The organism is Endozoicomonas sp. SCSIO W0465, from assembly GCF_023716865.1.
In the GTDB taxonomy this organism is placed as follows: domain Bacteria; phylum Pseudomonadota; class Gammaproteobacteria; order Pseudomonadales; family Endozoicomonadaceae; genus Endozoicomonas.
This window is the reverse complement of sequence record NZ_CP092417.1, coordinates 5,173,325-5,185,976: the sequence shown is the minus strand read 5'-3', so window position 1 is coordinate 5,185,976 and position 12,652 is coordinate 5,173,325. Positions and strand designations below refer to the sequence as shown.

Sequence of the window (12,652 nt, the reverse complement as noted above, 5' to 3'; positions counted from 1 at the left end):
TTGGCTTAAGCAGAGGAGGCTCCGCAACCTTGTATTGATAAGGCATGCGGAGCGAGCAGGAACAGCTTAGATTTTGAAGTTAAATTCGCCATCCAGGTGATCTTTTACCTGCATAACCTGGCGCACGAGATGTGCAAGGGACTTGGTACCCATTTTTTCCATAACACGGGACCTATGGATTTCCACCGTACGCTGGCTCAGGTTGATATCTGCAGCAATGACTTTATTGGCCTTACCCTCAACCACGTGGTGCAGCACTTCACGCTCACGATCAGTGAGCGTGGACAGCCGACGCAGAATCTCTTTGTGCTCCAGTAGTTCTTTTCTCTGCTGGGTGTCCAGTTTCAGGGCATCGTTGATCAAGTCCAAAAGCTCCTGGTCGCGGAAAGGCTTCTGGATAAAGTTCATGGCACCATCTTTGATCGCCTGAACCGCCATAGGCACATCACCGTGACCAGTAATGAAGATGATGGGAAGGATGCAGTGCATCTCATTTAGCTTGTTCTGGAGCTCAAGGCCGCTCATGCCGGGCATACGGATATCCAGCACGATACAGCCAGGGCGGTTTTCGTCGTATACTTCAAGGAACTCAGCAGGTGAAGAAAAAGCTTCTACAGTCTGACCTACCGATCTCATCAACATTTTCAGCGAGTCACGGACTGCCTCGTCATCATCGATGATAAATACGGTTGGTTCTTGCTTCATGTCCTGTTGCTGCATAATGACTCCACTGTGAGAAATTTGCCGTATAATTTGATGTTTTCGCCATCAGGCTGGAAAGAGGTGATGCGGGAAAGCCGTTGTTAACGCTTTTTGAGCATCAACTGTATAAACTGTGTAATCCGGAAGTTCGCCGGAGATAACGCAGGTTGAAAAAGAATGCTTAAGGGCCGTGGAATTCACTCTACATTTTAGCGTCTCTTGGCAAAAAAGTTTAGCAGAGTATGATACTGTTGCTTTATCAGGCAAGCAAAAAAAACAATACTGACTTTTACTGGAAAGCATGATTATTTTGCAGTTTATGCAGAGTAATACTTCCCACAGGCATCGGCTTTTTCTGATTTTGTCGGTCACTCCCGTTGACTGCACAAGCTCACGGGGATGTAACGCAAATAAACGTAAACCTGAGTAGGGCTAATTATATTAGATGATATTTCCTGTATTGTTATCAGGGATAATACGGTTGGTGTTGTGGTTTTGTGCTTATCGGGGATTGTTTGTGAGTTTCCGGGTTAAAGAAAAAGGCCGGTATTTCTACAGGCCTTTAGTCTCAGGTCAGTGAACTGTTAAAACATTCAGTGTGCTGATTGGCTCAGGTTCAAAGGTGCAATCATGTTTTCTGGCTTGAGAATTTCCTTCAGCTGTTCTTCAGTCAGAAGACCTTCTTCGAGGACCAGGTCCACTACACGACGACCACTCTTCAGAGCCGTTTTTGCAATACGGCTGGAGTTTTCGTAGCCCAGATATGGATTCAGTGCCGTTACCAGACCAACACTGTTGTCTACATAGCGCTGGCAAACATCACGGTTTGCGGTAATGCCTTTGATGCACTTCTCTGTCAGCATGTTCATGCCGCTGGCCAATTGCTGGATAGACTCAAGAATCTTGTACACCAGAACAGGCTCAGCGTAGTTCAGCTGAAGCTGAGCGGCTTCAGACGCCAGAGTGACCACATGATCGTTACCAATGACGTGGAAAGCGATCTGGTTCATGGCTTCAGGAATAACCGGGTTTACCTTGCCTGGCATAATGGAAGAACCAGGCTGCATTTCTGGCAGGTTGATTTCATTGAATCCACACAGGGGACCACTGGATAGTAACCGCAGGTCGTTACTGATCTTGGACAGCTTAACAGCCAGGCGCTTCAGGGCGCTGGAGAAAATAACGAAAGCACCCATGTCCGAAGTGGCTTCAACCAGGTCGCCGGCAAGAATCATTGTAACTCAAGTTACGCACCTTGCTGAAAATCAGCCATTATTGGTGGCATGAAAAATGATCTCATAGAACTTTATTCTGACTACCTGTTGTCGTCGTCTGGGAAGACCACTGCAACGGGAGTGTCAGAGCTTTTGGATAATGTCTACAGTCATGACCAATTCACCCGATTGCTTTCAAACAATGAGTTTACCAGTCGTGACTTATGGCTTTACGTTAAACCCGTCGTGCGACAGGTTGAGTGCAGTGATGGGGTTTTGATCTTTGACGATACGATTCAGGAAAAGCAGTTCAGCAAAGAGAATGCCCTGAACACCTGGCATTTTGATCATACAAAAAATCGCACCGTGAAAGGTATAAATCTGCTCAATGCACACTACCATGCCGGAGATGCGTCGATTCCTGTCGCCTATAAATTGATCGAGAAAACCATCCTGTACACCGACTTGAAGACAAAAAAGGTAAGACGATATGCAGAGCAAACCAAAAATGAAATGATGCGGGAGATGCTGATGATTTGCTGCCATAACCAGCTTATGTTCCGCTATGTCCTTGCAGATAGCTGGTTTTGCTCAAACGACAATATGATGTTTATTCGACACGACTGTAATAAACATTTCCTGATGGCGATGAAGTCAAACCGCAAGGTATCCCTCAGTCTGGACGACAAATTACAAGGCCGTTCACAGCGTATAGATACTGTTGATTTTTCAGAAGATAAGCCTGTACAAGGGTGGATAGCAGGTGTCGATTTCCCTGTTCTGCTATACCGTCAGGTCTTTAAAAACAAAGACGGAAGCACAGGCATTCTCTATCTGGTTTGCAGCGATCTTGACTGTGATGCCGAGACTCTCAAGGCAATCTACGAGAAACGGTGGAAAGTCGAGGTCTTCCATAAAACGCTGAAATCGAATGCGTCAATGGCCAAGTCACCGGCGCATACTGTGAGAACACAGAGTAATCATATCTTTCTTTCAATTTACTCAGCCTTCAGGTTGGAAGTATTGTCATTGAAAGTAAATCTGAATCACTTTCAGCTCAGAGCCAAAATCTATATGGCAGGGCTGAAAGCTTCGTTGGGGCAGCTGAGAGAGCTGTTAGCTGCGTAACTTCAGATTGTAACTATTCAGCACTGAGCAAAGGCATATTACAGTAATTCCGAACAGCTCTATGAAGTGATTGATATATGTCCATTCCCTGTTTTCTGGCAGACGACAAATAGCTGCGAATCCGTGCAAACATAGAACCACCGTCTGCACTCCTGAAGCAGCCTGAGATTTTCTGCTTTAACTTGGCCATTCGAACATCCCGCTCACTGCCATTGTTATCGAAGGGAATGGTAAAATCTGACATGAAGCGCAGTGTCTCAGCCTTGAACTCAGTGAGTCGTTTGAAGAGATTGTAAGCTTTAGTATTCTTGACTTTCTTGCGCTTAAGCTCCTCTCGTTGCTTCTCCATATAGACGACTTCTTTCATTAGAGCCCGCTGAAGCAACCGGTCATAAATCTTCTCGATTCGTTCACAGACAACACTTGGCATCTGTAGCATACCTATGGTCTTAAAGCCCTTGCAGTAATGCCAGGAAAGCCTCAGTAGCTTCATCAATCGCAACGCCAGTTGATTGCTGTCCCTATCAACAACACCCAAAAGCTCCCTCAGGTGATGGGCATTGCAAAGTACGTGAGTTGCCGCATATGCAAAATAGGATTTCCAATGATCATGAACCAGAACGCCTGCAAATGTTAGCAGTATGCCCATCGTGTCCATGGCCTCACGACCTCGCTTTTCAGACAAGTAGTAGAGCGTCCATTGTTCATCCCGCATAACGTGTAGCCAGTGCAAAGAGCCCTCGGCCCGCATACCCGTTTCATCGGCTCCGGCAACAGACGATTCCCGCAAGGCGTCACGAATAACCTCTTCAGTAGAAGCCAGATTTTCATAGGTTCTGGCCACAAAATTGGCGACAGTGCCTGCACTTACACTCATTTTATAGAGAGTATTAAAATACTCTGACACGCGCTTAAAAGGCAGGAAATGGTATTGGTTAAGATAGACGGCCATAGCCTGTGTGGCTGAGCCATATTGTGCGGCAGCGGTAACACCTTCCGGGAATTCAGCCTGATTCCGACAACCACAAGTGCAGATTTTTACTTCAGCTCTATGGGCCGTTACTTCAAATTCACCCGGTCTCCCTGGTTCAAACACCTGTCGTTCAATATATTTGACCGGCTCACTATCAAGAAGAGACGCCTGACATTTATTGCATTCTTTAACCGGAAGGTACTCAATATAGTCAGGGATATCGACCTGTTTAAGACAAGTGCCCTGATGCCCTTTCTTTCCACCGGCTTTATTACCAGAAGACTGTCTCAGACTTTTAGGATTGGGTTTTTCATCCGATGGATCGGTACCTTTATCTGCGGAAAGGTCGTCAGAATGATCTGGAGAATTACTGTTTTTACAAGGTTTTTGATAACCATCAGACGATGGCGGCTTGCTGCTGTTTTGACTGTTCTTGCCAACCTTTTCTTCCAATTCTCGACATCGCTCTTCCAGACAGGCAACTCTCATCCGCAGCTCTGCATTCTCTTTCAAGAGAATCTCAGCCGACATAGTTGCGGGTAGTTCTGGAATCATGCTGGCGAATATTGTGGAAAAATGGTGCTTAAGAGGATGGTATAAAAATCAGAAAATTCCAGATTTATGTGGGGGTGCTGAACAGTTACGAATCATTTCTTGTCCTGAAATTTCAGTCAGGTACTTAATGGCCAGTGGCGCATAGCGGCTGTCAGCAGTGATGCCGGTGCCGATTGCTGTACCACCAAGGTTTACTTCGCGTAGCAGGGCAGCCATTTCGCTGATGCGTTGAACATCTTCGCCGATGGTGGTGCTGAATGCACGGAATTCCTGGCCCAGAGTCATAGGTACAGCGTCCTGCAGCTGGGTACGGCCCATCTTCAGTATGTCCTTGAACTCGTTGGCTTTGACGTCCAGGGCATTTTTCAGGGTTTTGATGGCCACCAGCAGGGTCTTGTGTTTGAGTACCATGGCCAGGCGCATAGCGGTTGGGTATACGTCGTTGGTAGACTGTGCCATGTTGACGTGGGTGTTCGGGTGCAGGTACTGGTACTCACCACGACGGTGTCCCATCAGCTCCAGAGCACGGTTACAGATGACTTCGTTGGCGTTCATGTTGGTAGAGGTTCCGGCCCCTCCCTGGATCATGTCAACAACAAACTGATCGTGCAGACGGCCTGCGATGATCTCATCACAGGCATCAGCAATCGCTTCCGCTTTCTGCTCGTCCAGCATGCCCAGATCACGGTTAGCCAATGCACAGGCTTTCTTTACCATCGCCAGAGCGCGTGGCAGGTTGGGATAATGGTTCAGCTGAACACCACTGATCTGAAAGTTTTCAACGGCACGCTGGGTCTGGATGCCGAAATAAACATTTTCCGGAACTGGAGCTTCACCCAGCAGGTCGTGCTCAATTCGGTATTGGGTAAGGTCTGTCATTTTATTGGCCTAAGGTAGCGCCCTACTTGCGCACTGGAAGAAAGTCATATCAGCCTGTGAGATAAGCTTTTTCAGCTTGGTAACTCAAGTTACGCACCTTGCTGAAAATCAGCCATTATTGGTGGCATGAAAAATGATCTCATAGAACTTTATTCTGACTACCTGTTGTCGTCGTCTGGGAAGACCACTGCAACGGGAGTGTCAGAGCTTTTGGATAATGTCTACAGTCATGACCAATTCACCCGATTGCTTTCAAACAATGAGTTTACCAGTCGTGACTTATGGCTTTACGTTAAACCCGTCGTGCGACAGGTTGAGTGCAGTGATGGGGTTTTGATCTTTGACGATACGATTCAGGAAAAGCAGTTCAGCAAAGAGAATGCCCTGAACACCTGGCATTTTGATCATACAAAAAATCGCACCGTGAAAGGTATAAATCTGCTCAATGCACACTACCATGCCGGAGATGCGTCGATTCCTGTCGCCTATAAATTGATCGAGAAAACCATCCTGTACACCGACTTGAAGACAAAAAAGGTAAGACGATATGCAGAGCAAACCAAAAATGAAATGATGCGGGAGATGCTGATGATTTGCTGCCATAACCAGCTTATGTTCCGCTATGTCCTTGCAGATAGCTGGTTTTGCTCAAACGACAATATGATGTTTATTCGACACGACTGTAATAAACATTTCCTGATGGCGATGAAGTCAAACCGCAAGGTATCCCTCAGTCTGGACGACAAATTACAAGGCCGTTCACAGCGTATAGATACTGTTGATTTTTCAGAAGATAAGCCTGTACAAGGGTGGATAGCAGGTGTCGATTTCCCTGTTCTGCTATACCGTCAGGTCTTTAAAAACAAAGACGGAAGCACAGGCATTCTCTATCTGGTTTGCAGCGATCTTGACTGTGATGCCGAGACTCTCAAGGCAATCTACGAGAAACGGTGGAAAGTCGAGGTCTTCCATAAAACGCTGAAATCGAATGCGTCAATGGCCAAGTCACCGGCGCATACTGTGAGAACACAGAGTAATCATATCTTTCTTTCAATTTACTCAGCCTTCAGGTTGGAAGTATTGTCATTGAAAGTAAATCTGAATCACTTTCAGCTCAGAGCCAAAATCTATATGGCAGGGCTGAAAGCTTCGTTGGGGCAGCTGAGAGAGCTGTTAGCTGCGTAACTTCAGTTGGTAATTGCAGGCTGGCTAGGTTTAGTCTGTGCCTGCAAATAATTATTAGCAATAAGTGGTACTACCTAAGGAAACAAAAGTTATCAAAAAAATAAAAAAAGGTGTGATCTGTATCAATATTGATCAGTCCTTCAAAAACCAGGTTCTAAAGTCGATGGACGTTACTTGAGAGATGCATTGCTGATCAGGAAAAGACTGCATTGATCTCTGACAGTAATAAAGATTTGGCAGTGGTAGTATAATGGTAATGGCTCTATTTGATTTCCGAACTGCTCTGCAGTGAAAATTGGATGTGGACCACGCAATGTAAGGCTTGAGGGCAAGCAAATTGCCGAGCAAAGCTCTGAGAGCCTTTAATGATAAGTGCTTCAGCCAGGTTCAATCTGGGAACAGTCTGTAATCCAATAAGAGCCATGGTAATTTCTCAAAAACTGCTGGCAGCACCACACGGAAGATGACGTGAAGCCTCCTCAATCAGGTTACTCAATCTCGGAAATAACCCATCGCCCATTAGTCGGCTTTTCAGATAATCCCAAAAAGAGAGACCATACAGGCGACACGTTTTTTTCAGGCTGGCAAAGGTGTCGCGACATTGCCGCCCCAAATCGCTTCGCGTCCCACTACTGATCTTTCGTCGTTTAACATATTCTCGTATCTGACTCTCGCTCAGGTTGTTGTGCAGCGGTAAGCTCGGGTCATCCAGAACCAGTAATAGCTCTTCCTTGATTACAGCCAACCCTGACAGAGCATCCTGAAGAAGCCCACTGCACGTTTGGGTTTGGATCAGCGCCTGGAACCCCTGTCGTACTTTTATTGCCTTTTTTTCAGTTGGCTCTGTCTTGAAGTCTTTAAGGTCATCGTAAATGGCCCAGAACCATGTCCGAAGCCATTTCTGAGCCATGGCCTGCTGATCATTGACCGGATGAACTTTTGCCAGCCCTCGCTCTGCATGTATCCAGCACTGGCTGTGTTTGAAAACGTCGAACTGCCTTGCCCCATCACTGAAGGTGGTAAGATGTCCTGCTCCATGCTGTATCAGGCTGCCATAAATCATGGCTTCACTGGCCTGCTGGCGCCGTCTACCAGTTAGTCTCAGGTCTTTCATACATTCTTCCCAGGCTTCATGGCTCAGGAAGGTGACGCCTCTGTATGGATTAAGAACGCGTAGCCACTTTTTGGGGTAATCCAGTTTTTCCAGATAGATCAAGGCATCGTCGGTGAACGTGTAAGTTGACCATGGGCGGTGCAGTAGGCTTACGAAATTTTCCCGGCTTTTGCTGTCTGTGCTCTCGAACCAGGCAAAGGACTCGTTATTGATGATGGTGCAGTAACCGTTCTTCCCCTTATGCCTTGTTCCCGTGTCGTCTGTCTGGATATAACTTGAACAGCGAATACCTGTAGTCAACAGCTCATCTTTCTCAGCATGGAACTGCTCGTGTCCTTTCGTCAGAAGCTGGCTGAGTTCCCCGCTGGAAATAGAGATTCCAATGTCCCATAGCCAGTCCAGCAGTTCTGGCTGGGTAACGGAGCAACCATGATACTGGTGCAGAACGTAGGCCTGCAGCATTGGCCCGTAATGATGTCCATGAAGGCTGGCTGGCGGTTTGGCCGTAATGGTTTGTCCATCGGGTGTCACCCATTGCTCTAAAAGATATTCAATACTGGATGTTTGTATTGTCAGTTCCTGAACATGAAAAGGGGTGGTTCCATTCCTGATTGATCCCTCCGGAACATCAGTGGCAGCAATGGGTATGGATTTTTCCGCCGATGGCTTTCGGGGCTGTTTACGCTGCTTTCTGGTTTTCTCGTTGGGCTTCTTAACCTTCTGCTTTGACGAGGTGTCTGGGCTGGCTCCATCGTTACCCTCAGGAGCGGATGGATCTCCATCAGGGCTGCCGGTGTCATCATCGGGAGGTTTGGTGTTTGGTTTGATGTCAGGCTTTGCGGGCAGTTTTTTTAGACGACGAATCTCTGCTTCAAGCAATTCTATCTGCTCTTTGAGCTGAATGATCTGCTCTTGCTGCTGAGTGATGAATCTCAGTAGATCTTCAGGTTGTAACTGCTGGTGTTCTAGAAAAGCCATGGTGAGAGGATAGACGACTGACCGAAATTATCCTGCTTCCAGCACTTTTTGAGAAATTACGTATAATGATCAATCCATCGAAACCGGTGAAGGCTCATCTGGGCCAGCCAGAATTCCCAGAGCGCCAATGTTATTCGCTATTAGACAGGTGAGCTCTCACTGAATACTCACCGGCTTTATTTGATGCATTGCCCTGCCACCCCTGCAGCGCAAGGTTGAGAGGCAGTCTACAGATGCAATCATACGCTGGGAAGCTGGCTTAACAACAAAACGGCCATAACGCTCACAAATGTGACGGACAACTCAAATCATAGACTTTCAAGGTTTAAGATCATGCCAACGCCTCAGTCCGGCATTACTCCGGATGCCAATACCGACGCCCAATTTCTGGTAATGACGATTCAAGATAATACCAGCGGCAGTCTGTCGCAGATTCGCCAGACACTATCGGGTATTCCTGAATTAACCCAAAGCCTGTCCAGCCAGTACCCGGACGCACGACTGTGTTCTACCATCAGTATTGGCAGTGATGCCTGGGAACAGCTTTATTCTGGTGCAAAGCCTGCTTTACTGCGTCCTTTTATGGCGGTAAAAGAGGGAGACCGTGCAGCACCGGCAACCGCTGGTGACCTGCTGCTACACATTCGTTCTGACCGTAAGGATGTCAATTACATTCTGATGAGTCAGGTGCTTTGCCAACTGGGCAATATTGTTCACGTCCAGGAAGACGTCAGTGGCTTCCGGTATCTCGATAGCCGTGACCTGACCGGATTTGTGGATGGCACTGAAAATCCGGAAGGAGATAACCGCGCTGCAGTTGCGTTGGTTGGTGAAGAGGATCATCCGTTTACTGGCGGTAGCTAGTTCTCGTCCAAAAACACAACCAATTGAAAACTGTAGATTTTATCCTGAAAAATTAAGTGGAGCCCTACTGCTATCTGGCGACTAAACTTCCCAAGAGCAAGAAACATAAGGGATTGCCAAAAACAGAGGACTCCAAATGCGCAAAAAACGCAACCCGCAGTGTAGTATGGAACTCCATTACGTACCTCATGAAATCTGCTCCCAGCTTTCCGGTATCTCGCAATGGCTTGACGCCCATCCACAGTTCAATGACTGGATTTATGAGGACTTAAGTTCTGGTGATAAACAGAACACTGGGCGGAACGGACTATCAGCAGAATCCGTTCTTCGTGCGGCACTCCTGAAACAGTATTTGAATTGTGATTATGACTACTTGTCGTTTGTTTTGATGGACTCCATGCTCTTTCGAGACTTTTGTCGCCTCGAACCAAACCAGCGCCCCAGTCGCTCCAGTTTGCATGGGCTCATCAGCCTTCTTACTGCATCTACATGGGAACGGATTAATAACTGTCAGCTAATGACCGCTAAAGATCAGGGTATTGAAAAAGGGCGCACTGTGGCTATTGACAGCACAGTCACCGAATCGGATATCAAACCTCCTTGCGACAGTGATCTTTTAGCCAGTTCCGTTAAAGAAATTTGTCGGCTGCTGGAACGGGGACAAACACTGACAGCGACACCGCTTTATGAATATACCCATCACAACCGAGCCGTAAAAGATGCGGCCAGAAAATGCATCTACGCTGGCAAAGAAGAGCGGCATCAGCATTATAAAAAACTGCTGCAGTTGACCCGAAAATCCCGGAAGGTACTTATCGAAGCTACTGTCACGCTAGCAAACGCCCGTCAGCAGGGGCAGTGTCTCCTGGCTGATGATGCCGACAAGTGGCAGGCCGATGTGGATCACCTGTTACCCCTGGTGGATGCAATAGTCTCCCAGACAGAGCGCAGGGTCTTTAAGGGTGAAAAGGTGCCAGCCCAGGAAAAAGTGGTTAGCCTGTATGAACCCCATACGGATATCATCGTAAAAGACAGGCGGCAAGTACAGTATGGCCATAAACTGAACCTGGTTCAGGGAAAAAGTCGATTGATCCTGGACCTGGTTATTGAGGAAGGTAACCCAGCGGATTCGGACCAATTCATTCCGATGATGGAAAGACAAAAAGAAATTTATGGTCGTGTACCTCGCCAGACAAGCGGTGACGGCGGATACGCGTGTCGCGCTAATTTGGAAAAAGCCAAGGCCATGGGAATCAGCGATGTAGCTTTTAATAAGAAGCGCGGACTTGAAGTCGAAGAGATGACTAAAAGTCAGTATGTGTATAAAACGCTCTTTCGCTTCCGGGCAGGTATTGAAGCGGGAATTTCGTGGCTAAAGAGATGTTTTGGGCTATCACGTTGCCACTGCAAGGGTTCTGAGCGTTTTGATTCTCATTGCTGGTTATCGGTGGTCTGTTACAACCTGGTGATTCTGGCCAGACACCCGGCACCATCCTGATAGCCACCTCCACGCTACATGAAAGTACCTTTCCAGCATGGTGGGAGGATGTTTTCTGCCTGCTTTTCGCGTTTTTCTCCAATATCCGTCCCAGATTAGAGAAAAAAAGGGAAGAGTTTTTGCGGCTCTCTGGAATTTCAGGAAATATCAAAACGAACGTACAATCTAATTATGATTGCCTGATGCGTTTTTGGACGAGAACTAGCTATATCCACACCCAACGCTATGTGCATCATTTGAAAGAGTGGGAACAGTGTTCGCTGCAGGATCAGGAGACCATTATGGGCCGCACCAAGGAGGACAATATTGAGTTCAGTGCTGAACAGAAGGCACCCGTAGCCCATATCAAACGGGTCAATCTCAAAGACGAGCAGGGCAAAAGCATGGAGATCCTCCGCCACAGCATGCCCTATGGGGACGCCAGGGAATCAGGCCTGTTCTTTATTGCCTATGGAAAAACACCGGAACATTTTAATCGGATGCTGCAGGCGATGATTAAAGCGGATGCTGGCTAAGTTACCGTTAATGGTTGGAAGCACCAATGTTCAGTAATTCTGCTGATCAACCGGCCAACAGTTAATTTTTTTGCTGCCGTCAGTTCTCGCCTCCAGGCCAGATAATGGGGAAGGTAACGAGTTGCAACCCCTTGGAATACGCCGCCAATCCAGCGTTTTAAATGACTGTGATAAGAATTTACAGTCTGGATGTGGTAGATGCCTTCAACAACATGTTGACCTGCTGATGTCACCAGCTCCTTGAAGACAAATCCAAGCTTGTCAGCAAGTTTTTCGTGAGCGAGGTGTGCATCCGCACAGACCGTGGCCTGTATCGATATGCGGCCATTTAAATGCCTGCACAATTCATTAGCACTTTCGTTTTCTAATACACCGTCAACGGTATTTCGATTACGGTCCCGAGCCACCATTACCGGGACTTTTCGGGCTTTGTTGGGATCATTACCCCGCTTTCGGGTTGGCCGTGGAAGGCCTTCTCTTTGCCCTTTGAAGGATTCACGGAAAAATGTTTCATCAAGCTCAGTAATGCCACAAAGCTCTTCTGCTTGATCATTATTAATCACTTCAAGAAAGCGGTGACGCCAGCGGAACGCAGTTTTCAAGTCAATGGCATTCTCAGCAGCAGCTGGTCGCAAGACCATAGAGTGAGTCATACCTGCGAGGTACTTGTTCCATTTTTCAGGGTGCCTGAGCCTTGCCAAAGGCGTTCCACTAAAGGCGTTAAACGTTGAGTCGCAAGTCTTGCAGTGGTAGCGCTGTCGGCCATTTCGTATGCCCCAGCGACCAACGCTATGGCTTTTGCATTTGGGGCACCTGGGGTTTTCGGCAAATTGGGCAAGTATGCTCTTTTCTACGTCAGGTGTTGCATTATCGTTATTGGGTATAGATTCACTGTAAACAGGTTCAGAGTCAGTGGTTTCTACTACCTCGGTAACCTCTATTTGAGTACTAAGGAGCGAGTTGTTAAGAATGTCTCGCTGTTCACTGGTTAATGTTGAAATGGAATCAATAAAATTCTGGAAGAGTTCAGATTGCATATCACTCCCC

General features: G+C 47.1%; 10 protein-coding genes and 1 pseudogene. 5 read left to right on the top strand and 6 right to left on the bottom strand.

Features of this window, described 5'->3' with window-relative positions; translation table 11 throughout:
* Window positions 1-66 precede the first annotated feature (66 nt).
* Window positions 67-705 (bottom strand): response regulator transcription factor, encoded by a 639-nt coding sequence (locus tag MJO57_RS23150; protein WP_252019081.1) that lies wholly within the window; start codon window positions 703-705, stop codon window positions 67-69.
* A gap of 590 nt (window positions 706-1,295) precedes the next feature.
* A pseudogene (locus tag MJO57_RS23145) lies at window positions 1,296-1,937 on the bottom strand (lyase family protein); the annotation flags it as partial.
* Window positions 1,938-1,985: 48 nt separating this feature from the next.
* Between MJO57_RS23145 and MJO57_RS23140 the strand changes: the two are divergent.
* Window positions 1,986-3,044 carry a transposase gene (locus MJO57_RS23140; protein ID WP_252017920.1) on the top strand — a complete coding sequence of 353 codons (1,059 nt, stop codon included), beginning with the start codon at window positions 1,986-1,988 and terminating at the stop codon, window positions 3,042-3,044.
* A gap of 13 nt (window positions 3,045-3,057) precedes the next feature.
* Here MJO57_RS23140 and MJO57_RS23135 read toward each other — a convergent pair whose 3' ends face one another.
* Complete coding sequence (locus MJO57_RS23135) at window positions 3,058-4,572, bottom strand: IS66 family transposase (RefSeq protein WP_252017330.1); 1,515 nt, start codon at window positions 4,570-4,572, stop codon at window positions 3,058-3,060.
* A gap of 48 nt (window positions 4,573-4,620) precedes the next feature.
* Window positions 4,621-5,451, bottom strand: coding sequence for a lyase family protein (locus MJO57_RS23130; RefSeq protein WP_371924670.1), 831 nt, complete (start codon window positions 5,449-5,451; stop codon window positions 4,621-4,623).
* A gap of 126 nt (window positions 5,452-5,577) precedes the next feature.
* Between MJO57_RS23130 and MJO57_RS23125 the strand changes: the two genes are divergently transcribed.
* Window positions 5,578-6,636 (top strand): transposase, encoded by a 1,059-nt coding sequence (locus MJO57_RS23125; RefSeq protein ID WP_252017920.1) that lies wholly within the window; start codon window positions 5,578-5,580, stop codon window positions 6,634-6,636.
* 433 nt (window positions 6,637-7,069) lie between these two features.
* Here MJO57_RS23125 and MJO57_RS23120 read toward each other — a convergent pair whose 3' ends face one another.
* Window positions 7,070-8,728 carry a transposase gene (locus tag MJO57_RS23120; RefSeq protein ID WP_252017470.1) on the bottom strand — a complete coding sequence of 553 codons (1,659 nt, stop codon included), beginning with the start codon at window positions 8,726-8,728 and terminating at the stop codon, window positions 7,070-7,072.
* Window positions 8,729-9,061: 333 nt separating this feature from the next.
* Here MJO57_RS23120 and MJO57_RS23115 point away from each other — a divergent pair, with 333 nt between their 5' ends.
* From MJO57_RS23115 to MJO57_RS23105, 3 genes are all read left to right on the top strand, one after another.
* Complete coding sequence (locus MJO57_RS23115) at window positions 9,062-9,592, top strand: Dyp-type peroxidase (protein ID WP_252019080.1); 531 nt, start codon at window positions 9,062-9,064, stop codon at window positions 9,590-9,592.
* 136 nt (window positions 9,593-9,728) lie between these two features.
* Window positions 9,729-11,090 (top strand): ISNCY family transposase, encoded by a 1,362-nt coding sequence (locus MJO57_RS23110; protein WP_252017318.1) that lies wholly within the window; start codon window positions 9,729-9,731, stop codon window positions 11,088-11,090.
* Window positions 11,027-11,605 carry a Dyp-type peroxidase domain-containing protein gene (locus MJO57_RS23105; protein ID WP_252019078.1) on the top strand — a complete coding sequence of 193 codons (579 nt, stop codon included), beginning with the start codon at window positions 11,027-11,029 and terminating at the stop codon, window positions 11,603-11,605. Before MJO57_RS23110 ends, MJO57_RS23105 begins: the two co-directional genes overlap by 64 nt.
* Here the strand turns inward: MJO57_RS23105 and MJO57_RS23100 are convergent.
* The gene (locus MJO57_RS23100) at window positions 11,602-12,642 is read right to left on the bottom strand and encodes an IS1595 family transposase (RefSeq protein WP_252017335.1); all 1,041 of its coding nucleotides are present in this window, start codon (window positions 12,640-12,642) and stop codon (window positions 11,602-11,604) included. The two genes, MJO57_RS23105 and MJO57_RS23100, sit on opposite strands and share 4 nt — an antisense overlap.
* Window positions 12,643-12,652: the final 10 nt, after the last annotated feature.

Coding starts and splice junctions, on each gene's coding strand:
- MJO57_RS23150 (WP_252019081.1), bottom strand. CDS start 705: ATGAAGCAAGAACCAACCGTATTTATCATCGATGATGACGAGGCAGTC.
- MJO57_RS23140 (WP_252017920.1), top strand. CDS start 1,986: ATGAAAAATGATCTCATAGAACTTTATTCTGACTACCTGTTGTCGTCG.
- MJO57_RS23135 (WP_252017330.1), bottom strand. CDS start 4,572: ATGATTCCAGAACTACCCGCAACTATGTCGGCTGAGATTCTCTTGAAA.
- MJO57_RS23130 (WP_371924670.1), bottom strand. CDS start 5,451: ATGACAGACCTTACCCAATACCGAATTGAGCACGACCTGCTGGGTGAA.
- MJO57_RS23125 (WP_252017920.1), top strand. CDS start 5,578: ATGAAAAATGATCTCATAGAACTTTATTCTGACTACCTGTTGTCGTCG.
- MJO57_RS23120 (WP_252017470.1), bottom strand. CDS start 8,728: ATGGCTTTTCTAGAACACCAGCAGTTACAACCTGAAGATCTACTGAGA.
- MJO57_RS23115 (WP_252019080.1), top strand. CDS start 9,062: ATGCCAACGCCTCAGTCCGGCATTACTCCGGATGCCAATACCGACGCC.
- MJO57_RS23110 (WP_252017318.1), top strand. CDS start 9,729: ATGCGCAAAAAACGCAACCCGCAGTGTAGTATGGAACTCCATTACGTA.
- MJO57_RS23100 (WP_252017335.1), bottom strand. CDS start 12,642: ATGCAATCTGAACTCTTCCAGAATTTTATTGATTCCATTTCAACATTA.